At 70.2% G+C, this 19214-nt stretch carries 14 protein-coding genes; 8 read left to right on the forward strand and 6 right to left on the reverse strand.

The window, feature by feature from the left end:
- Positions 1-7: 7 nt before the first annotated feature.
- Both BM004_RS17985 and BM004_RS17990 read left to right on the forward strand, forming a co-directional pair.
- Complete coding sequence (locus BM004_RS17985; RefSeq protein ID WP_093129021.1) at positions 8-898, forward strand: RNA polymerase sigma-70 factor; 891 nt, start codon at positions 8-10, stop codon at positions 896-898.
- Positions 899-979: 81 nt separating this feature from the next.
- Positions 980-1441 (forward strand): carboxymuconolactone decarboxylase family protein, encoded by a 462-nt coding sequence (locus tag BM004_RS17990; protein WP_093129022.1) that lies wholly within the window; start codon positions 980-982, stop codon positions 1439-1441.
- 25 nt (positions 1442-1466) lie between these two features.
- Here BM004_RS17990 and BM004_RS17995 read toward each other — a convergent pair whose 3' ends face one another.
- Together BM004_RS17995 and glnE are read right to left on the reverse strand one after the other, a co-directional pair.
- Positions 1467-2672, reverse strand: coding sequence for a septal ring lytic transglycosylase RlpA family protein (locus BM004_RS17995; protein ID WP_093215470.1), 1206 nt, complete (start codon positions 2670-2672; stop codon positions 1467-1469).
- Positions 2665-5469 (reverse strand): bifunctional [glutamate--ammonia ligase]-adenylyl-L-tyrosine phosphorylase/[glutamate--ammonia-ligase] adenylyltransferase, encoded by a 2805-nt coding sequence (glnE, locus tag BM004_RS18000; protein ID WP_093215472.1) that lies wholly within the window; start codon positions 5467-5469, stop codon positions 2665-2667. The genes BM004_RS17995 and glnE overlap by 8 nt, the downstream gene beginning before the upstream one ends.
- A gap of 25 nt (positions 5470-5494) precedes the next feature.
- On the opposite strand from glnE, the gene BM004_RS18005 reads away from it, so the two are divergent.
- Genes BM004_RS18005 through BM004_RS18020 form a run of 4 tightly spaced genes read left to right on the forward strand, consistent with a single transcriptional unit; the run spans position 5495 to position 13360 of the window.
- Positions 5495-9820, forward strand: coding sequence for a YhdP family protein (locus tag BM004_RS18005; RefSeq protein ID WP_093215474.1), 4326 nt, complete (start codon positions 5495-5497; stop codon positions 9818-9820).
- The gene (locus BM004_RS18010) at positions 9817-10632 is read left to right on the forward strand and encodes a carbon-nitrogen hydrolase family protein (protein ID WP_093215477.1); all 816 of its coding nucleotides are present in this window, start codon (positions 9817-9819) and stop codon (positions 10630-10632) included. Before BM004_RS18005 ends, BM004_RS18010 begins: the two co-directional genes overlap by 4 nt.
- A gap of 2 nt (positions 10633-10634) precedes the next feature.
- A complete protein-coding gene (locus BM004_RS18015) occupies positions 10635-12692 on the forward strand; it encodes a two-component system sensor histidine kinase NtrB (protein ID WP_093129027.1) in 2058 nt (685 codons plus the stop codon).
- 41 nt (positions 12693-12733) lie between these two features.
- A complete protein-coding gene (locus BM004_RS18020; protein WP_093129028.1) occupies positions 12734-13360 on the forward strand; it encodes a response regulator transcription factor in 627 nt (208 codons plus the stop codon).
- Positions 13361-13399: 39 nt separating this feature from the next.
- On the opposite strand, the gene BM004_RS18025 is transcribed toward BM004_RS18020, so the two are convergent.
- The 3 genes from BM004_RS18025 to BM004_RS41455 all read right to left on the reverse strand — a co-directional run bounded on the left by BM004_RS18025 (position 13400) and on the right by BM004_RS41455 (position 15088).
- Positions 13400-13963 carry an OmpA family protein gene (locus BM004_RS18025; protein WP_093129029.1) on the reverse strand — a complete coding sequence of 188 codons (564 nt, stop codon included), beginning with the start codon at positions 13961-13963 and terminating at the stop codon, positions 13400-13402.
- Positions 13964-14069: 106 nt separating this feature from the next.
- A complete protein-coding gene (locus BM004_RS18030; RefSeq protein WP_093129030.1) occupies positions 14070-14729 on the reverse strand; it encodes a YiaD family glycine zipper/OmpA-like lipoprotein in 660 nt (219 codons plus the stop codon).
- Positions 14730-14926: 197 nt separating this feature from the next.
- Positions 14927-15088 (reverse strand): hypothetical protein, encoded by a 162-nt coding sequence (locus BM004_RS41455; RefSeq protein ID WP_177206529.1) that lies wholly within the window; start codon positions 15086-15088, stop codon positions 14927-14929.
- Here BM004_RS41455 and BM004_RS18035 point away from each other — a divergent pair.
- Positions 15087-16238 carry a murein transglycosylase A gene (locus BM004_RS18035; RefSeq protein WP_093215480.1) on the forward strand — a complete coding sequence of 384 codons (1152 nt, stop codon included), beginning with the start codon at positions 15087-15089 and terminating at the stop codon, positions 16236-16238. The genes BM004_RS41455 and BM004_RS18035 overlap by 2 nt on opposite strands.
- 160 nt (positions 16239-16398) lie before the next feature.
- Positions 16399-18648 (forward strand): PhoX family protein, encoded by a 2250-nt coding sequence (locus BM004_RS18040; protein WP_093129032.1) that lies wholly within the window; start codon positions 16399-16401, stop codon positions 18646-18648.
- A gap of 27 nt (positions 18649-18675) precedes the next feature.
- On the opposite strand, the gene BM004_RS18045 is transcribed toward BM004_RS18040, so the two are convergent.
- Positions 18676-19149, reverse strand: a complete 474-nt coding sequence (locus BM004_RS18045; protein WP_093129033.1) for an Lrp/AsnC family transcriptional regulator — start codon at positions 19147-19149, stop codon at positions 18676-18678.
- Between the last annotated feature and the right edge of the window lie 65 nt (positions 19150-19214).

Below are 19214 nucleotides of genomic sequence, written 5' to 3' on the forward strand. Positions count from 1 at the left end.
ACCCCCAATGGACGACGCCACCCTCACCTTCAATCGCCATCGCCCGCGCCTGCAGGGCATCGCCTACCGGATGCTCGGCTCCATGGCCGAGGCGGAAGAGGTCGTGCAGGACGCCTGGCTGCGCTGGCACGAGGCCGCCAAAGACACCTTCGACAGCGCCGAAGCCTGGCTCGTGACCGTGGTCACCCGGCTGTCGATCGACCGGCTGCGCGCCGCCAAGGTCCAGCGCGAGCACTACATCGGCGCCTGGATGCCCGAGCCCACGCTGACCGGCATGCCCGACTCCCCGGCCACGCCCGAACAGTTGCTCGAGCGCGCCGACAACATCTCCGTCGCCTTCCTGGCCGTGCTCGAGCGCCTCGCGCCCGAGGCGCGTGCCGCCTTCCTGCTGCGCGAGGTGTTCGACGCCGACTACGACGAAGTGGCCCGCACCCTCGGCAAGACCGAGGCGGCCTGCCGCCAGCTGGTGCACCGCGCCAAGGCCCAGGTGCAGGAAGGGCGCCCGCGCTTCAGCGTGCCGCGCGAGACCCACCAGCGCCTGCTGCGCGCCTTTGCCGACGCCGCGGCGCGCGGCAGCCTGCAGGAGCTGAAGGCGCTGATGAGCGAAGACGCCGAACTCATCGGCGACGGCGGCGGCAAGGTGCAGACCTTCGACAAGGTCCTGTGCGGCAGCCAGCGCCTGGCGCAGCTTTATTTCTCGCTGTGGCGCCGCATGGGGCCGGCGGTGCACATGGACATCGTCGAGATCAACGGAGAGCCCGGCATGCTGCGCTTCATCGACGGCGAACTCGAATCGGCCCAGACCTTCGAGATCGAGAACGACCGCATCGTGCGCATCCGCGTGCAGCGCAACCCCGACAAGCTCGCGCGCATCGCGCAGCTTCTTTCCTCGAAATAGATCGCGCGCGCGTCACAGGGCGGCCCTGTCGCCCGTCTTCATTGGGTAAGCAGATTTCATCGCAACCCACTGGAGCAATTCATGAACACCACCGCACGCCTGAACTGGTTCAAGCTCGTCCCGAAGTCCTTCGAGGCGCTGCTGTCGCTGAACACCACCCTCGAGCCGAGCACGCTCGGCAAGGTGCTCGTCGACTACGTCTTCGCCCGCGTCTCGCAGATCAACGGCTGCGCCTACTGCCTCGACATGCACGTGCGCGACCTGCGCGCGCAGGGCGAGGAGTGGCAGCGCATCAACAGCCTGCCCACGTGGCGCGAAGTGAGCTTCTTCAACGCGCGCGAACGCGCCGCGCTGGCCTGGGCCGAGTCGCTCACGCGGCTGGCCGACAGCCATGACGAACGCGAAGCGGAATTCGCCGCGCTGAAGGCCAACTTCAGCGACGTGGAAATCGCCGAGCTGTCGGTGGCCGTTGCGCAGATCAACGCCTGGAACCGCCTGAACGTCGGCATGCGCCTGCCGGTGCCGGTCAAGCCGCTGGCCTGAAGCCTGCGCTGCGCCGAACCTCGGCCTACTTGCGCTCCACCACCATCGGCGAGATGTGCAGGTTGTCGCGCAGCTGCGCGAGCGCTTCGCCGGCTGCATTGCGCGACGGGAAGGGCCCGGCCTGCAGCCGGTGCGTGCCGGCCTCGCTGAACACGCGCAACTGCGGTGCCAGCGACGGCAGGCCGCGCGCGGCCTGGTTCAGCAGGGTCTGCGCGCCGTCCGCTTCGCGGAACGCGCCGAGTTGCACCCAGAAACCCTGCAAGGCGGTGGACGGTGCGGGCGCGCCGGGCGGCAGTGGCGGTGGCGACGATGGCGCGGCTTCCAGCGGCGCCAGCTCGTTCACCACGATGGCCGGGCGCGACGGCGGAGTGGACGGCGGCCACTGTGCCGATTCCGCGCCGCCGTTGGGCGGCGTGGTCGTGGTCGTGCTCATCGGCGTCTGCGGCACGACCGGCATCGTCGAGGCTGGCGGCGGTATGTCGTTGTAGGTGGCCGCAACCGGTACCGCCCATTGGGCCGGTACCTGCACCTGCTGCTGTGAACTCGCCACGCGCGTGGGCGGCATGCGAACGGGAACGGCCAGCGGCGCTGCAGCTGCTGCGCTTGGCGCAGCGGCGTACACCGTGTCCGACTCGCGCCGCCAGGCGCCTGTGCGGATGTCCTCGTTCGTGATCCGCTCGATCTCCACCGGCGCCACGCCGCGCAGCAGGTCGAGCTTCAGCGCGGCCGTGTAGCTCAGGTCGATGACGCGGCCGTCGACGAAGGGGCCGCGGTCGTTCACGCGCACGATCACTTCGCGCCCGTTGGCCGGGTTGCGCACGCGCACGTAGCTCGGCAGCGGCAGCGTCTTGTGCGCGGCCGTCATGGCGTACATGTCGTACGGCTCGCCGCTCGAGGTCGAGGCCGCGTGGAACTTGGTGCCGTACCACGAGGCCATGCCCGATTCGCGGAACGGCCGGTCGTCGGTGAGCGGCGCGTAGCCGCGGCCCAGCACCGCGTACGGCTTGCTGGTGCCGCCGCTGGTGCGGATGGGTTCGATGCGGGGCTCGGCGTCGGGCACGCTGGCAAGGTTCGGCGGAATGTTCGCGCCGGGGCCGTCGCGGCCGCTGGCCACGCCACCGCCGCTGCTGCCGCCGCGCGGGCCGCTCGCGCAACCGGCGAGAAAGACGGCGACGGCCACCGCGCAGGCGGCCAGCGCGGTGGTCATGGGGGAGCGGATGCCGTCAGCCAAATACTGCCTTCCATAGCGCCAGCATGGCGTCGCGCTCGGCGGCCAGTGCGGGCGGGGTGACTTGCGTCGGTTCTTCGTTCAGGCGCGCGCGATGCTGCACGCGGCGCAGTTCCCGGTAGGCGCGTGCGGCGCTGCGGCCCACGCCCTCGGGCAGCAGGCCGGCCAGTTCGGCGCGCAGCAGCAGCGCGATGTTGCCCACGTTGGGAATCAGCTCGGGGTGATCGCCCGACGACGACAGCACCAGGAACTGCACCGCGAACTCGGCATCGACCATGCCGCCGGGGCTGTGCTTCACGTCGAAGCGGTCGGCCTTCACCGGCCGCGCGCCGCGCAGCTTGTTGCGCATCGCGATGATCTCGGCCTTCAGCGCCTCGCGGTCGCGCGGCGCCACCAGCACGGCTTCGCGCACCTGGTCGAAGCGCGCGCCCAGTTCGGCGCCGTGGTCCTCGCTGCCCAGCACGAAGCGCGCGCGCGTCATGGCCTGGTGCTCCCAGGTCCAGGCGGTGTTGCTGCCGCGCCCGAGCTGGTATTTCTCGTAGGCCTCGAAGCTGGTGGTCAGCAGGCCCGAGTTGCCGTTGGGCCGAAGCGCCGTGTCGATCTCGAACAGGTCGCCTTCGCGCGTCTTCACCGTGAGCCAGTTGATCAGCTTGCGCACGTAGGCCGCGTACACCTCGCCGGCGCGCTCGTCGTCGTCGTCGTAGACGAACACGATGTCCAGGTCGCTGCCGTAGCCCAGTTCCTTGCCGCCCAGCTTGCCGTAGCCGATGATCGCGAACTGCGCCACCTCGCGGTGCCGGTTGCGCACATGCGGCCAGCACCAGCGCGCGGTCACGCGCAGCGTGGTGTCGGCCAGCGCGCTCAGGTCGTCGGCCACCTGTTCCACGGTGATGCGGCCGTCCACGTCGCGCGCCAGCGTGCGGAACACCTCGGCGTGGTGCGCGTGGCGCAGCAGGTTCAGCAGGCGCTCCTCGTCGGCTTCGCCGGTGCGGGTGAGCGAGGCGTGGCGCGCCTCGAGCTCGCGCTCGAACTCGGCGGCCACGAAGCGGCCCGACAGCATCTCGTCGCTCGCCAGCTCGTCGATCACGCCCGGGTGCTGCATCAGGTAGCGCGCGGGCCACTTGGCCGAGCCCAGCAGGCGCAGCAGGCGCTCCTGCACGGCGGGGCGTTCGACCAGCAGCGCCAGGTAGCTTTCGCGGCGCATCAGCGGCTCGATCCAGTCGGCCCAGCGCAGCGCGGCATCGACGTGGCGCGGCGTCTGTCCCTCGCCGTCGCCGTCGGGTTCCTTCAGCCAGACGCCGGTGCGCTGCACCAGCTGGCGAAGCCGCACGCGGGTTTCCTCGCGCAGGGCCAGCACGCGCGGCTGTTCGCACCAGTCGCGGATGCGCTCGGCGAACGCGCTGGGCAGGTCGTCGAGCAGGTCGGCCAGGTCGGCGGGCGCGGCGGCCTTCTTGCCGCTGCACTTGCCGTTGCAGGGCTTCTCGCCGCCGAGCAGCTTGTCGAACTCCTGCGCGACGAACTCGCGGTGCGTGTCGAGCTGCGCCAGGAACGGGCAGCAGTCGGCATAGCCCATGGTCTGGGCGATCCAGCGCAGGTCGTCGTCGGCCACCGGCAGCACGTGGGTCTGCTGGTCGTCCAGGTACTGGATGCGGTGCTCCACGCGGCGCAGGAACTCGTAGGCCGAGGCCAGCGCATCGGCGGTTTCCTGCGGCATGAGGTTGGCGCGCGCCAGGCGCTGCAGCGCGTCCAGCGTGGGCCGCGTGCGCAGTTCGGGGAACTGGCCGCCGCGCACCACCTGCAGCAGCTGCACGGTGAACTCGATCTCGCGGATGCCGCCGCGCGACAGCTTCACGTCGTTGGCGCGCTCGGGGCGGCCCGCGCTGCGGCGCGCCGACTGCTCGCGGATCTGCCGGTGCAGCACGCGCAGCGAATCGAACACGCTGTAGTCGAGGTAGCGGCGGAACACGAAGGGCAGCACCGCGCCGCGCAGGCCCTGGGCCTGGCCGGCGAGCACGATGTCGCGCGGCGCGACCACCCGGCTCTTCATCCAGGCGAAGCGCTCCCATTCGCGGCCCTGCACCTGGAAGTATTCCTCCAGCGCGTCCAGCGAGACCACGCTGGGCCCCGAGTTGCCGTTGGGCCGCAGCGCCAGGTCGACGCGGAACACGAAGCCGTGCTCGGTGGTGTCGCCCACCAGCGCGTAGATGCGCTTCACGGCGCGCGCAAAGTATTCCTGGTTCGACAGCTTGCCCCGGCCGACGGCGTCGCCCCGGGTGTCGCCGTCGACGTCGTAGAGATAGATCAGGTCGATGTCGCTCGACACGTTGAGCTCGCGCGCGCCGAGCTTGCCCATGCCGACGATCCACAGCTGCGAGCGCTGGCCCTCGGGGCCGAGCGGCGCGCCGTGCACCGCGTCGAGTTCGTGGCAGGCGTCCTGGCACGCGATGTCGAGCGCGAACTCGGCGAGTTCGGTGACGGCCGTGGTCACCACGGCCAGCGGCGCCTGCGCGTCGCAATCAAGAGTTACAAGCCGCTCCATCACGAGCTGCCGCACAATCCGAAGCGCATCGCCCACGCTGTCCCCACGTTGGCGCAATGCCTCGTAAGCCACAGTCATCGAATCGCGCCGCGGCGCGCCAGGGGGAAGCAATGAAAGCTCGGCCGCATACCTGCGACGCAGGCGCTGCACGAAGCGTGAGTAGGAAGACGACGCGACCTGCGCGGCTGGCGTTGGAGTGGCTGGCAACTGGTTCACACTGATGCTGGTTTCCGTGGAACCCCTCTGAATGCTGGCGGTCATAATTCCCGACACAGCGCGATCCTCAATGAACGACACGGTGTCTTCCCCTTCACGTCTGCTCAAATTCACCGCTGTGACAGCGCGCTGGCTGTTGGGTCTGTTGATCGCTGCATGGCTTCTGCTGGCGCTGTCAGTCGTTGTCCTACACGCGTGGATTGTGCCGCGAATCGGTGATTTTCGCGGCGCTCTGGAGGCACAGGCTAGCAAGGCCATCGGCGTGCCGGTTCGCATCGGCTCGATCACCGCCCGCTCCGAAGGGCTTTTTCCGGCCTTCGAATTGCGCGACGTCACGCTGCAGGATGCCGGCAACCGCGAGGCGCTTCGCCTCGTGCGCGTGGTGGCCAGCGTGTCGCCGCGCTCGCTCTGGCGACTCAATCTCGAGCAGCTCTACATCGAAGGTCCGCAGCTCGATGTGCGCCGCGACACTCAGGGAAAACTCCATGTGGCTGGTTTGCACATGGCGACCGACACGACCGGAGAAACCCGCGGCGCCGACTGGTTTTTCGCGCAGCGCGAACTGGTCATCGAAGGCGGCACCGTGCGCTGGACCGACGAGCAGCGCCAGGCCGAACCGCTGCTGCTGACCGACGTGCGCTTCGTCGCGCGCAACGGCGGCCGGCGCCACGGCCTGCGCCTGGACGCCACCCCGCCGGCCGGGTGGGGCGAGCGCTTCACCTTGCGCGGGCAGTTCCGCCAGCCGCTGCTGTCGATGCGCACCGGCCACTGGCAGACCTGGGACGGCCAGCTCTATGCCGACCTGCCCTACATCGACGTGACACGGCTCGGCCAGTACGTGTCGCTGGACGCGCGCATCCGCGAAGGCAACGGCGCGCTGCGCGTGTGGGCCGACGTGGACGACGGGCAGGTCGTGGGCGGCGCGGCCGACCTCGGGCTGGACAAGGTCGACGTCTCGCTCGGCAAGGACCTGCCGCCGCTGGTGCTGCGCGCCGTCACCGGCCGCCTGGCCGGGCAGCTGACCGCGGACACGCTCGAGTTCTCGACCACCGCGCTGCAGTTCGACACCAGCGACGGTATGCGCTGGCCCGGCGGCAACCTGTGGCTGCAGCACTCCCCCAACAAGGGCCGCACGCCCGAGCACGGCGCGCTGCGCGCCGACCGCCTCGACCTGGCCGCGCTGGCGCTCATCGCCGACCGGCTGCCGCTCGGGGCCGCCACGCACCGCATGCTCGACGCCTACGCGCCGCGCGGGCTGGTCGAGCACATCGACCTCAACTGGCAGGGCTCGCTCGGCGCGCCCGAGCGCTACCAGGCCAAGGGCCGCGTGAGCGGGTTGCGCGTGGCCTCGCAGCCCGGCGCGACGGACGCGCCAGCCACGACCACCACCACCGCCACGCCCACCACCACCGCTGCGACCGCCACGGCCAACGCAGGCAATTCGGCAAACGCGGCGAACTCGGCTAACGCCGCCAATGCCACCCCGCCCAAGGTCCACCCCGGCACGCCCGGCCTGAGCGGCGCCACCATCGACTTCGACGCCACCCACACCGGTGGCACCGCCGCGCTGGCCATCGCGCAGGGCACGCTCGAATTCCCCGGCGTGTTCGAGGAGCCGGTGATCCCCATCGACCGGCTCACGGCTCAGCTCCAATGGAAGCTCGACAAGGGCAACGCCCAGCTGCAGCTGTCCAGGTTGAGCTTCGCCAACGCCGACGCCGAAGGCGACGCCCAAGCCAGCTGGCGCACCAGCGACCCGGCCACCTCGAGCAGCAAGGCGCGCTTTCCGGGCGTGCTCGACCTGCAGGGCAAGCTGACTCGCGCCGACGGCACGCGCGTGTTCCGCTACCTGCCGCTGGACATTCCGCAGCACACGCGCGACTACGTGCGCAACGCCGTCACCAAGGGCACTGCCAGCAGCGTCGACTTCCGCGTGCGCGGCGACCTGCACGACATGCCCTTCATGGACCCGAAGCTGGGCGACTTCCGCATCGTGGCCAAGGTGGCCGATGTCGACTACGCCTACGCGCCGCCTCGCGTGCCGGCCACCACCGGGACCACCGCTGCCAGCTCGAGCGCATCGGCCACTGCCGCGCGCAACGGCATGCCCCCGCCCGTGTGGCCGCCGCTCACCGCGCTGTCGGGCGAGCTCGTGTTCGAGCGTGCCGGCATGCTGGTGCGCAACGCGCGCGGGCGGCTGGTGGGCGCGTCCGGCGTCGAGGTGACCAAGGCCGAGGCGCAGATCGCCGACATGTCGCACCACGCCTCGCTGCTGCGCGTCGACGCCCAGGCCAGGGGCCCGCTGGCCGAGGTGCTGCGCGCGGGCGCGCCGCTGGCCGGCGAAACCGGCGAGATCATGATGCGCGCGCGCGCCACCGGTTCGGCCGACTACAAGCTGCACCTCGAGCTGCCGCTCGCGGCCATGGACAACGCCAAGGTGCAGGCCAGCGTGGTGCTGGCCGACAACGAGCTGCAGATCGTGCCCGAGGCGCCGACCTTCACGCAGACCAAGGGCACGCTCAACTTCACCGAGACCGGCTTCGCGCTGGCCAACGTGCAGGCCAGGCTGCTGGGCGGCGACATCCGCCTGGAGGGCCGCGGCCGCTTCACCGGCCCCAACCGCGAGGTGGCGCTGAAGGCGCAGGGCACGGCCACCGCCGACGGCCTGCGCAACGCGCGCGAGGTCGACTGGCTCGCCCGCCTCGCGAAGAAGGCCACCGGCAGCACGCCGTATGCCGCCACCTTCTCGATGCGCGACGGCACGCCCGAGTTCTCGCTGACCAGCAGCCTGCAGGGCCTGGCGCTGCAGCTGCCGCCGCCGCTCGTGAAGAGCGCCGAGGAGCAGATGCCGCTGCGCATCGAGAAGAAGGTGCTGGCGCGCGAAACCCGGGAAGCCAGGCAGGGCGGCACCGTGCCCGTGGGCACCGCCACGCAGGACCAGCTCTCGCTCGACCTCGGCCGCATCGGCAACGTGCAGTACGTGCGCGACCTGGCCGGCAACGAGGTGCGGGTGGCGCGCGGCAGCATCGGCGTGGGCCTCGCGGCCGGCGAGACGGCCAGCCTGCCCGACAAGGGCGTGTTCGCGAACATCAACGTCGCCAAGCTCGACATGGGCGCCTGGCAGGGGCTGCTCGGCGATACAGCCACGGCCGCGGCCGGCGGCGCCGCGTCCGCGGAAGCCACCGAGCGCGCCGACGACCCCGCGCTGGCCTACCTGCCCACGCGCATCGCCGTGCGCGCGCAGCAGCTCGCCATTGCGGGCCGCACGCTGCACAACGTGGTGCTGGGCGGCACGCGCGACGGCGCCCTGTGGCGCGCCAACATCGATGCCACCGAGCTCAGCGGCTACGCCGAATACCGCCACGCGCAGGCCGGCCGGCTGTACGCGCGGCTCGCGCGGCTGAAGATCGCGCCGAGCGAGGCCACGCAGGTCGAGACCCTGCTCGACGAGCAGCCCGACACGCTGCCCGCGCTCGACATCGTGGTGGACGACTTCGAGCTGCTGGGCAAGCGCCTGGGCCGCGCCGAGATCGACGCCGTCAACCGCGGCGGCGCGGGCCGCGAATGGGCGCTCAACAAGCTCGCCTTCACCACGCCGGAGGCCAGCTTCGCGGCCAAGGGCACCTGGGCGGGCATGCCCGGCGCGGGCGGCGGTCCAGCAGGCCAGCGCCGCACCGGCATGACCTTCAAGCTCGACATCGCCGACGCCGGCGAGCTGCTCACGCGCTTCGGCATGCCGGGCGTGCTGCGCCGCGGCAAGGGCCGCCTGGAGGGCGACGTCAACTGGCGCGGCTCGCCGTTCTCGCTCGACTATCCGAGCCTGGGCGGCCAGCTGCAGGTCGACGTGGAGCAGGGCCAGTTCCTGAAGGCCGACCCCGGCCTGGCCAAGCTGCTCGGCGTGCTGAGCCTGCAGGCGCTGCCACGCCGGCTCACGCTCGACTTCCGCGACGTGTTCAGCCAGGGCTTCGCCTTCGACTTCGTGCGCGGCGACGCCAAGATCAGCAACGGCATCGCCAGCACCAACAACCTGCAGATGAAGGGCGTGAACGCCGCCGCGCTGATGGACGGCTCGGCCGACATCGTGCGCGAGACCACCGACCTGCGCGTGGTGGTGGTGCCCGAGATCACCGCCGGCACGGCCGCGCTGGTGGCCACGGCCATCAACCCCGCCATCGGCCTGGGCACCTTCCTGGCCCAATGGGTGCTGAGCAAGCCGCTGTCGGCGGCCGCCACGCAGGAGTTCCACATCGAAGGCAGCTGGGCCGACCCCAAGATAGCGAAGGTGCCGCGGTCGCTGCAGCTGCTGCCGCCGGGGCTGCCGGCGCTGCCAGGGCTGCCTGGGCTGCGCGGCCCCGCCACCGCGGACGAAGGCAGGAAATCGGAGACCACCCAATGAAAGTCGCAGCCATCCAGATGGTGTCCGCCATCGCCCGCGAAGTGAATCTCGCGCGCGCCCACGACCTGCTCGCGCAGGCCGCCGCGGCCGGCGCCGAGCTCGCGGTGCTGCCCGAGTACTTCTGCATGATGGGCGCGCGCGACACCGACAAGCTGGGCCTGCGCGAGACCGCCGGCGCGGGCACCGTGCAGGGCTTCCTGGCCGACGCGGCGCGCGAGTTCGGCCTGTGGATCGTGGGCGGCACGCTGCCCATCGAGAGCACCGACGCCGAGCACGTGTTCAACAGCTCGCTGGCCTTCTCGCCCGAAGGGAAGTGCGTGGCGCGCTACGACAAGATCCATCTCTTCTTCTTCGACAACGGCACCGAGCGCTACGACGAGCGCCGCGTCATCGCGCCGGGCAGCGAGCCCGTGGTGTTCGAGCTGCCTTCGCGCGACGGCCACAGCTGGCGCGTGGGCATGAGCGTGTGCTACGACCTGCGCTTTCCCGAGCTGTACCGCGCGCTCGCCAAACAGGGCGCCGACCTGCTGCTGGTGCCCAGCGCCTTCACGCGCACCACCGGCGCGGCGCACTGGGAGGTGCTGCTGCGCGCCCGCGCCATCGAGAACCTGGCCTGGGTGGTCGCACCCGCGCAGGGCGGCACGCACGAGAACGGCCGCCAGACCTGGGGCCAGTCGCTGGTGGTGGACCCCTGGGGCACGGTGGTGGCGCAACAGGCCAGCGAAGAGGGCGTGGTGCTGTTCGACATCGACGCCGCGCAGGTCGCACGCACGCGCACGCAGCTGCCCGTGCTGTCGCACTGCGTTCTCTAGCAATGTCCTCCGATGCGCTGCTGACCGTCGCACCGCAGCGGTGGGCGCTGCTGGCGCTCGCGCGGCTGCGCTCGCTGTGGCAGCGCTGGTTCCTGTGGCTGCTGCTGGCGGTGCTGGTGTCGGCGCTGCTGGTCACGGTGGTGTGGCTCGCGGGCCGCCACGAGGTCGAGCAGGTGCAGGCCGCGCTCGACCGCGACACGGCCGATGCCGTCTCCGACCTGCGCAGCGGCTTCCAGCGCAATGCGCAGAGCCTGCGCGCCACGCAGGCGCCCGGCGCCGATCCCGCGCAGTGGCCCGACCTGGCCGCCGCGCTGCTGCGCGAGCACCGCGAATGGCTGCGGCTCGAATGGCGCGACGCCGCGCTGCGCCCGCGGCAGGCCGTGAACACGCCCTACCGCATGCGCATCCTCGACGAGACGACCCGCGGCGCCGAGCAGTCCGACGTCGCGCTGGCCTGCGCCGCCGCGCGCAAGCTCGGTGCGCCGGCCTATTCGCCGAGCCACTACGTGCCGATTGCCGGTGGCGGCGGCGTCGAGGTGATGGAGCTGTGCGTGCCGATCGACGCGGGCGGCTACCTCGTGGGCAGCTACTCGCTGCGCGACGCGCTCATCGAGCTGGTCGGCCCCACGCTCACGCGCGGCCAGGAAGTGGCCTTCACCGAGGCCGACGGCACGCGGCTGGTGGCGCTGGGCACCTCGCGGCGCACCGGCACGCGGGTGTTCACCGCGCAGCAGCTCATCGACCTGCCCGGCACCGCGCTGATGCTGCGCGTCGACGGCTGGCGCGCCGCGCCCGACCTGTTCCCGAACATGCTCACCGCGCTGGTCACGGCGATCTCGATCGCGCTGGTGTCGGTGCTGGTGCTGCTGGCGCGCGACACGCGCCGCCGCCTGCGCGCCGAGCGCGACCTGGCCGACGCGCTGGCATTCCGCAAGGCGATGGAAGACTCCGTCATCACCGGCCTGCGCGCGCGCGACCTGCAGGGCCGCATCACCTACGTGAACCCGGCCTTCTGCGAGATGGTGGGCTTCAGCCCCGAGGAGCTCATGGCCGACAGCGCCGACGCGCCCGAGGCACCCTATTGGCCCACCGAGTTGGCGCATGAGTACCAGCAGCGCCAGGCCAGGCGGCTCGCGGGCGGCATGCCGCCGCGCGAAGGCTTCGAGTCGGTCTTCATGCGCAAGGACGGCACGCGCTTTCCGGTGCTGATCTTCGAGGCGCCGCTGATCAACGCGCACCGGGTGCAGACCGGCTGGATGAGCGCGTTCATCGACGTGAGCGAGCAGCGCCGCATCGAGGAGCTCTCGCGCGCCAGCCAGGAGCGCCTGCAGGCCAGCGCGCGCCTGGCCACGGTGGGCGAGATGGCCTCGCTGCTGAGCCACGAGCTCACGCAGCCGCTGGCCGCCATTGCCAGCTACGCCAGCGGCTCGCTCAACCTGCTCGGGCCGAACGCCAAGGGCGACCAGGGCGAGGTGGCGATGGCGGTCAAGCGCATCGCCGAGCAGGCCGACCGCGCGGGCCAGGTGATTCGCAGCGTGCACGACTTCGTGCGTCGGCGCGACCGCACGCGCGAGGCCGTGGCGCCGCAGGCGCTGATCGACGCGGTGCTGCCGCTGGTGCGGCTTCAGGCGCGCAAGCTCGGCGTGATCATCGAGGTGGTGCTCGAAGACCGCCTGCCCGCGGCCATGTGCGACCGCACGCTGGTCGAGCAGGTGCTGCTGAACCTGGCGCGCAATGCCATGCAGGCCATGGACAGCCCCGACAACGTGGGCAGCCGCGTGCTGCGCCTGCGCGTGGCGCGTGCCGTGGCGGTGGGCGGCACGGGGCAGGAAGACGGCCGGCGCTGGATCGCGTTCTCGGTCGCCGACCTGGGCAGCGGCATCAGCGAGGCTGTGGCGCAGCGACTGTTCACGCCCTTCTTCACCACGCGCGCCGACGGCATGGGGCTCGGCCTGAGCCTGTGCCGCACGGTGGTGGAACAGCACGGCGGCGCGCTGGTGTTCGAGCCGAACAAGCCGCGCGGCACCATCTTCCGATTCACGCTGCCGGCCGCGGGCTGACGGCGCTTTCAGACAACCCAACTTCCGCTGGACCTCATGGCATGCAACCGCTGATCGATGGCTTGATCTTTATCGTGGACGACGACGCCAGCGTGCGCGAGGCGCTGGCCTGGCTGCTGCGCTCGCGGCGCCTGGCCAGCGAGCACTTCGGCAGCGCCGAGGCGTTCGAGCAGTTCCTCGACCAGGGCCCGTTGCCCGAGCAGCCGCTGTGCCTGCTGCTGGACGTGCGCATGCCCGGCACCAGCGGGTTGGTGCTGTTCGACCGGCTGGTGGAGCGCGGCCTGCTGCCGGCGATGCCGGTGATCTTCCTGACCGGCCATGCCGACGTGCCGACGGCCGTCGACGCGGTGAAGCGCGGCGCCTTCGATTTCTGCGAGAAGCCGTTCTCGGACAACGCGCTGGTCGACCGCATCGAGCATGCGCTGAATGCGTCGCTGCAGGCGCTGGAAGTGCAGCGCCTGCGCCGCGGGCTGGCCGAGCGCATCGCCGAGCTGACCGACCGCGAGCGCGACGTGATGCGGCTCGTGGTCGAGGGGCTGCCGAACAAGCTGATTGCCGACCAGCTCGCGATCAGCGTGCGCACGGTGGAGGTCCACCGCGCGCGCGTGTTCGACAAGATGGAAGTGAAGTCGGCCGTCGAACTGGCGAACCGGCTCAGGGACCTTTAAAGGCCCAGGCCCTCCAACGCTTCAGGCCCTTCAAGCGCTTCAGGCCTTTTCGGCGACGAAGATTTCCACGCGGCGGTTCTGCGCGCGGCCGGCTGCCGTTGCGTTGTCCGCCAGCGGTTCGCGCGAGCCGCGGCCGTCGGTGGTGATGGCCGTGGTCGACACGCCGCGCGCCACCAGGTGGTTGCGCACGCTGTCCGCGCGGCTCACCGAGAGGCGCTCGTTGCCTTCTTCGCTGCCCGTGGCGTCGGTGTGGCCGACCACGCGCACGCTGGCGGCGGTGGCGCTCTTCAGGCCTTCGGCGACCTTGTCGAGCACCTGCGCCAGGTTGCGCTTGACGTTGGAGCGGCCGGTGTCGAACGACAGTTCGTTCGGGATCACCACGTGCAGCTGGTTGTCGGCGGTCTGCTCGATGACCACGCCCGTGCCCTTGGTCGAGGCTTCGAGGTCGGTCTTCAGCGCGGCCAGGCGGGCCGTCCAGCTGTTGGCTGGCGCTGCCGGTGCGGCGGCCGGCGCGGCGGCTGCCGGCGGCGTCGACTGCGAAGCGCAGCCCGCGATGAACATCAGTGCGGCCGCGGCGGCGCTGGCAACTACAAACTTCCTCATGAATTTCCCTCTCTATGGACCAATGGAATGGCGGCGGGAACCGGCCTTTCGGCGCGGCCGGTTTCCCTGTGGGTGACGTGGTGCTGCGGTGCTGCGGCGAGGCCGATCAGCCTCGCGGCCCGCGTTCACCCACGTAGATCTCGACACGGCGGTTCTGCGCCCGGCCCGCGTCGCTGTTGTTGTCGGCAATCGGCTCGCGCGAACCGCGGCCTTCGATGCGGAAGGCCGCCGCGTTCACGCCGCGCGCCACGAGGTAGTCGCGCGTGCTGGTGGCGCGTTCGACCGACAGCGGGTTGTTGATGGCGTCCGAGCCGGTGTTGTCGGTGTGGCCGATGATGCGCACCTCGGCGTTCGGGTTGTTGCGCAGGCCGTTGGCGAACTGGTCGAGCACGGGCGCGAAGTTCGACTTGATGTTGGCGCGGCCCACGTCGAAGGACACGTCGCTCGGAATCTGCAGCTTCAGTTCGTTGTTCTGGGTTTGCGTGACGGCGATGCCGGTGCCTTGCGTGGCGGCTTCCATCTGGCGCTTCTGGTTTTCCATGCGCTGCGACCACAGGTAGCCGCCGAGCGCGCCGGCTGCCGCGCCGACCACCGCGCCCGTGCCGATGGCACCGCGGTTGCCGCCCGTGGCCGAGCCGATGGCCGCGCCGCCGAGCGCACCGATGCCGGCACCGATGCCGGTGTTGCGCTGGGTGTCGGTCATGCCGCCGGCGCAGCCGGACAGGACGATGGCGGTGGCACAGGTGGCAAGTACGAACTTTTTCATGGCGATCCCTTTCAAGGTTGATTCAAGCGGGACACAGCTTAGCGCCGGGGGGGCATGCGATGGTACGGCCTGAAAGCCCTATGGAAAATAAGAAAAGCTTCGCAATCGCCCATGAATGCTGCGATGATTGCTACTAAAGTAATAGCATTGAGGTGCTTCTCCGACAGAGCGGCGCGGCGTCGGGCTACACAAGCAATTCACGGTTTCGGCGGTGGGTTCCTGTCGGTGGCATCGCGGCCGCCGTCGGCGTCGTCCTCGTCGTGCAATTCACCCTTGTTTCGGCCGGAAAACATGGTCCACCAGATGATCAAGATGAACACGAGTCCCGCGGCGAGGGCTTCAAGCAGAATCAAACCCATGAGAAATGGACTCCAGTGGCTGGTCGGGCTTGTGATCGTAGCAACGCTCGCGGCCTGTTCCACCGGCCCGCGCGCACCCGATGCGCCCACCCGCCCCCCCGCCGTCACCCCGCCGCGCGACCTCGGTCCGCTCACCGGCTCGCTCGCGCACCCCAAGAGCCGCTGGGTGCCGGTCGGCTGGTCGGAGTTGCCCGGCTTCGGCGAAGACCCGTTGCACGAGGCGTGGATCGCGCTGCTGGCCAACTGCTCGCGCCCCAACGCCGCTTTTGCGCCGCTGTGCCGCGACGTGCGCCAGCTCACCATCGCCACCCCCGAAGAGCAGCGCCAGTGGATGACCGACCGGCTGCAGCCCTACCGCATCGAGGCGCTCAACGGCCAGACCGAAGGCAAGCTCACCAGCTACTACGAGCCCGTGTACGAGGCCTCGCGCGTGCCCACCGCCACCTTCAACGTGCCGATCTACCAGGCGCCCGACGGCCTCGCGCCGCGCCGCCCCTGGTACACGCGCCAGGAAATCGAGACCCTGCCCGAGGCGCAGGCCGCGCTGCGCGGGCGCGAGATCGCGTGGATGGCCGACCCCATCGACGCGCTGATGCTGCACATCCAGGGCTCGGGGCGCCTGCGCATCACCGAGGCCAATGGCTACCAGCACACCGTGCGCATGGCGTTCGCGGCCACCAACGAGCAGCCGTACCGCAGCGTGCAGCAGTGGCTCATGAGCCAGGGCGTGAGCAAGGTCGGCAAGTGGCCCGACGACACCAAGGCCTGGGCCGCGCAGAACCCGCAGCGCGTGCCGCAACTGCTGTGGAGCAACCCGCGCTACGTGTTCTTCCGTGAAGAGACCATGAGCGAGGTCGATGCAGCCTTCGGCCCGCGCGGCGCGCAGGGCGTGCCGCTGACGGCGGGGCGTTCCATTGCGGTCGACCGCGAGAGCATTCCCTACGGCACGCCGGTGTGGCTTGCGTCCAACGGACCGGCGGCGCAATTGCAGAAACTGGTGGTGGCGCAGGACACCGGCAGCGCCATCCTCGGCGCCGTGCGCGCCGACTATTTCGCGGGCACCGGCGCCGATGCCGGACGGCTGGCGGCGAGCATGAACCAGCCGCTGCGCCTGTGGGCGCTGTGGCCGCGGCAATTGCCGGCGCCTTGACCGTGGGCTGACCGTGCGTTGATCACGTATTGAGCGCGCAGGCTTGTCAGGTAGATCGATTCAACCTGACGAGAACCTGAGTGATTCACAGAAGCGTCATACGAAGTGCCTAACTTCGCGGGCTGGTTTCCTTTCCATCCCACGAAGAAAGACATTGCGCATGACCGCAAACACCCGCTCCGACGATCCCTCGGTCGATCTCGACGACATCGGCACCAACCCCACGTCGAACCCCTCGTTCACCGACCTGATCGCCTCGCGCCTGAGCCGCCGTCACCTGTTCGGCCTCGGCGTCGGCACTGCCGGCACGGCGCTGCTGCAGGCCTGCGGCGGCGGTGGCGGAGGCGGCGTCGCCTTCCCCGTGCTGCCGCCCGCACCCGCACCCGCACCTCCCGCGCCGCCGCCCCCCCCGCCGTCGCCGGCCCCGATCAAGCTCAACTTCAACGCCGTCGGCAAGACCCTGGCCGATGCCGTCGCCGTGCCCGCCGGCTACACCGCGAGCGTGCTGTACCGCCTGGGCGACCCGATCGCCACGGGCGTGTCGGCGTATGCGAACAACGGCACCGACGCCGGCAACACCTTCGACCGCCGCGCCGGCGACCACCACGACGGCATGACCTACTTCGGCATGAACGCGTCGAACAAGTGGGAAACCGCCGCGGCCGCGCGCGGCCTGCTCGTGATGAACCACGAAGCCATCACGCCCGTGTTCCTGCACCCCACCGGCCAGACCAGCACCGGCTCCGGCAACGCCGCCGTGCGCACCGTCGCCGACGAAGTGCTGCGCGAGTTCTACCTGCACGGCGTGAGCGTGATCGAGGTCAACAAGGCCGGCTCCGCCTGGAGCTACAAGCAGGACTCGACCTTCAACCGCCGCGTCCACACGCTCACCGAGATGACCTTCTCGGGCCCCGTCGCCAGGACCGACGTCCTCAAGACCAAGTTCTCGACCGACGGCAGCAAGACCCGCGGCACCGTCAACAACTGCGCCAACGGCACCACGCCGTGGGGCACGTACCTGACCTGCGAGGAGAACTGGGCCGGCTACTTCCGCCGCATCGCCGCGAACGACAACGTCAACCGCACGCCCAAGGAAATCACCGCCTTCGGCCGCTACGGCGTTGCCGGCACCGGCCGCGAGCTGTGGGCCACCGTCACGCCCGACACGCCCGACAACCTCTACGGCCGCTGGAACACCGAAGTGCTGGGCGCCACCTCGGCAGACGACTTCCGCAACGGCGCCAACACCTACGGCTGGGTGGTCGAGATCGATCCGTTCACGCCCGGCAGCACGCCCAAGAAGCGCACCGCCCTGGGCCGCTTCGGCCATGAAGGCGCCTGCCTCGGCCCGGTCGTGGCCGGCAAGCCGCTGGTCTGGTACATGGGCGACGACTCGCAGAACGAGTACATCTACAAGTTCGTCTCGACCAAGGCCTGGGACGCGGCCGACGTGGGCGGCGGCATCGCGGCCGGCGACAAGTACATGGACGACGGCAAGCTCTACGTCGCCAAGTTCAAGGCCGACGGCACGGGCGACTGGCTCGAGCTGAAGCTCGGCATCAACGGCATCACGGCCGCCTACCCGACCTATGCCTTCGCCGACGCGGCCGACGTGCTGGTGAACGTGCGCCTGGCGGCCGACGCGGCCGGCGCCACCAGGATGGACCGTCCGGAATGGACCGCCGTGAATCCGAAGAACGGCGAGGTGTACGTCACCCTCACCAACAACACGGCGCGTCCGGTGGGCGGCACCGACGCGGCCAACCCGCGCTCGTACAACGACCCCAAGGGCGTGGCCCAGACCGCGCAGAAGGGCAACCCGAACGGCCACATCGTGCGTTTCGCCGACACCGGCGGCGACCCGGCGGCCGTCACCTTCAAGTGGGACGTGTACCTGTTCGGCGCGCGCTCGACCGCTTCGGCCGACGTGAACCTGTCGGTGCTCGGTGCCGACAACGACTTCTCCAGCCCTGACGGCATGTGGTTCAGCCAGGCTGCGCCCGGCCTGCTGTGGATCGAGACCGACGACGGCAAGTACACCGACGTGACCAACTGCATGCTGCTCGCGGCACTGCCGGGCACGGTCGGCGACGGCGCGGCCAAGACCATCACCAACGTCGACGGCGGCACCACCGGCACGCAGGCGACCTTCGTCGGCAAGGCCCCGGGCACCGACGGCCTGCGCCGCTTCCTGGTCGGCCCGGTGGACTGCGAGATCACCGGCATTGCCGAATCGGGCGACGGCCGCGCGCTGTTCGTGAACATCCAGCACCCTGGCGAGAACACCGTCAAGAGCGACATCGGCGATCCGACCAAGTACCTGAGCCACTGGCCGCAGGGCGGCAACGCACGTCCGCGCTCGGCCACCGTGGTGATCACGAAGGACGACGGCGGCCTGATCGGCCTGTAAGCCTCGCGCTTCGGCGCAGCTGAAGATTCAGGACGGCGCTGTCGGCAACGGCAGCGCCGTCTTGTATCTGACCTGCTTGAGCGCAAAGCTCGAGCGGATCTTCTCGATCCCTGGAATCGGCGTGAGCTGTTCCATGATGAATTTTTCAAGTGCCGCCATGTCGGCCACCGCGATGCGAATCAGGTAGTCGCGGTCGCCCGTCATCAGGTAGCACTCCATCACCTCGTCGTGCTCGGCGATGCGCTGCTCGAAGTCGGCGAGCGACTGCTTGCTTTGCGTGCGCAGGCTGATCGAGATGAACACGTTCAGCCCCAGCCCCAGCGCCTTGGGGTTGGCGAGCGCCACGTAGCGGTCGATCACGCCCCGGGTTTCCAGCAGCTTCACGCGCGCCAGGCAAGGCGAGGGCGACAGGTGCACGCGGCGCGCGAGCTCCACGTTCGACAGGGCCCCGTCGCGTTGCAGCTCATCCAGAATGCGCAGGTCGATGGCGTCGAGTTGCATGAAATGCTGTCTCCAATTTAGTTTGAAAAATTTTATGCTGCGACGCGCGCATGGACTTGCATGCG

This window comes from Variovorax sp. OK212 (assembly GCF_900112425.1).
Taxonomy (GTDB): domain Bacteria; phylum Pseudomonadota; class Gammaproteobacteria; order Burkholderiales; family Burkholderiaceae_C; genus Variovorax.

What these genes read in the sequence shown, in the direction of transcription:
- glnE (WP_093215472.1), bottom strand. Translation starts at nt 5,469, where the DNA reads ATGACCGCCAGCATTCAGAGGGGTTCCACGGAAACCAGCATCAGTGTG.
- BM004_RS17990 (WP_093129022.1), top strand. Translation starts at nt 980, where the DNA reads ATGAACACCACCGCACGCCTGAACTGGTTCAAGCTCGTCCCGAAGTCC.
- BM004_RS18010 (WP_093215477.1), top strand. Translation starts at nt 9,817, where the DNA reads ATGAAAGTCGCAGCCATCCAGATGGTGTCCGCCATCGCCCGCGAAGTG.
- BM004_RS18035 (WP_093215480.1), top strand. Translation starts at nt 15,087, where the DNA reads ATGAGAAATGGACTCCAGTGGCTGGTCGGGCTTGTGATCGTAGCAACG.
- BM004_RS17985 (WP_093129021.1), top strand. Translation starts at nt 8, where the DNA reads ATGGACGACGCCACCCTCACCTTCAATCGCCATCGCCCGCGCCTGCAG.
- BM004_RS18045 (WP_093129033.1), bottom strand. Translation starts at nt 19,149, where the DNA reads ATGCAACTCGACGCCATCGACCTGCGCATTCTGGATGAGCTGCAACGC.
- BM004_RS18030 (WP_093129030.1), bottom strand. Translation starts at nt 14,729, where the DNA reads ATGAAAAAGTTCGTACTTGCCACCTGTGCCACCGCCATCGTCCTGTCC.
- BM004_RS18020 (WP_093129028.1), top strand. Translation starts at nt 12,734, where the DNA reads ATGCAACCGCTGATCGATGGCTTGATCTTTATCGTGGACGACGACGCC.
- BM004_RS18015 (WP_093129027.1), top strand. Translation starts at nt 10,635, where the DNA reads ATGTCCTCCGATGCGCTGCTGACCGTCGCACCGCAGCGGTGGGCGCTG.
- BM004_RS18005 (WP_093215474.1), top strand. Translation starts at nt 5,495, where the DNA reads ATGAACGACACGGTGTCTTCCCCTTCACGTCTGCTCAAATTCACCGCT.
- BM004_RS18025 (WP_093129029.1), bottom strand. Translation starts at nt 13,963, where the DNA reads ATGAGGAAGTTTGTAGTTGCCAGCGCCGCCGCGGCCGCACTGATGTTC.
- BM004_RS18040 (WP_093129032.1), top strand. Translation starts at nt 16,399, where the DNA reads ATGACCGCAAACACCCGCTCCGACGATCCCTCGGTCGATCTCGACGAC.
- BM004_RS41455 (WP_177206529.1), bottom strand. Translation starts at nt 15,088, where the DNA reads ATGGGTTTGATTCTGCTTGAAGCCCTCGCCGCGGGACTCGTGTTCATC.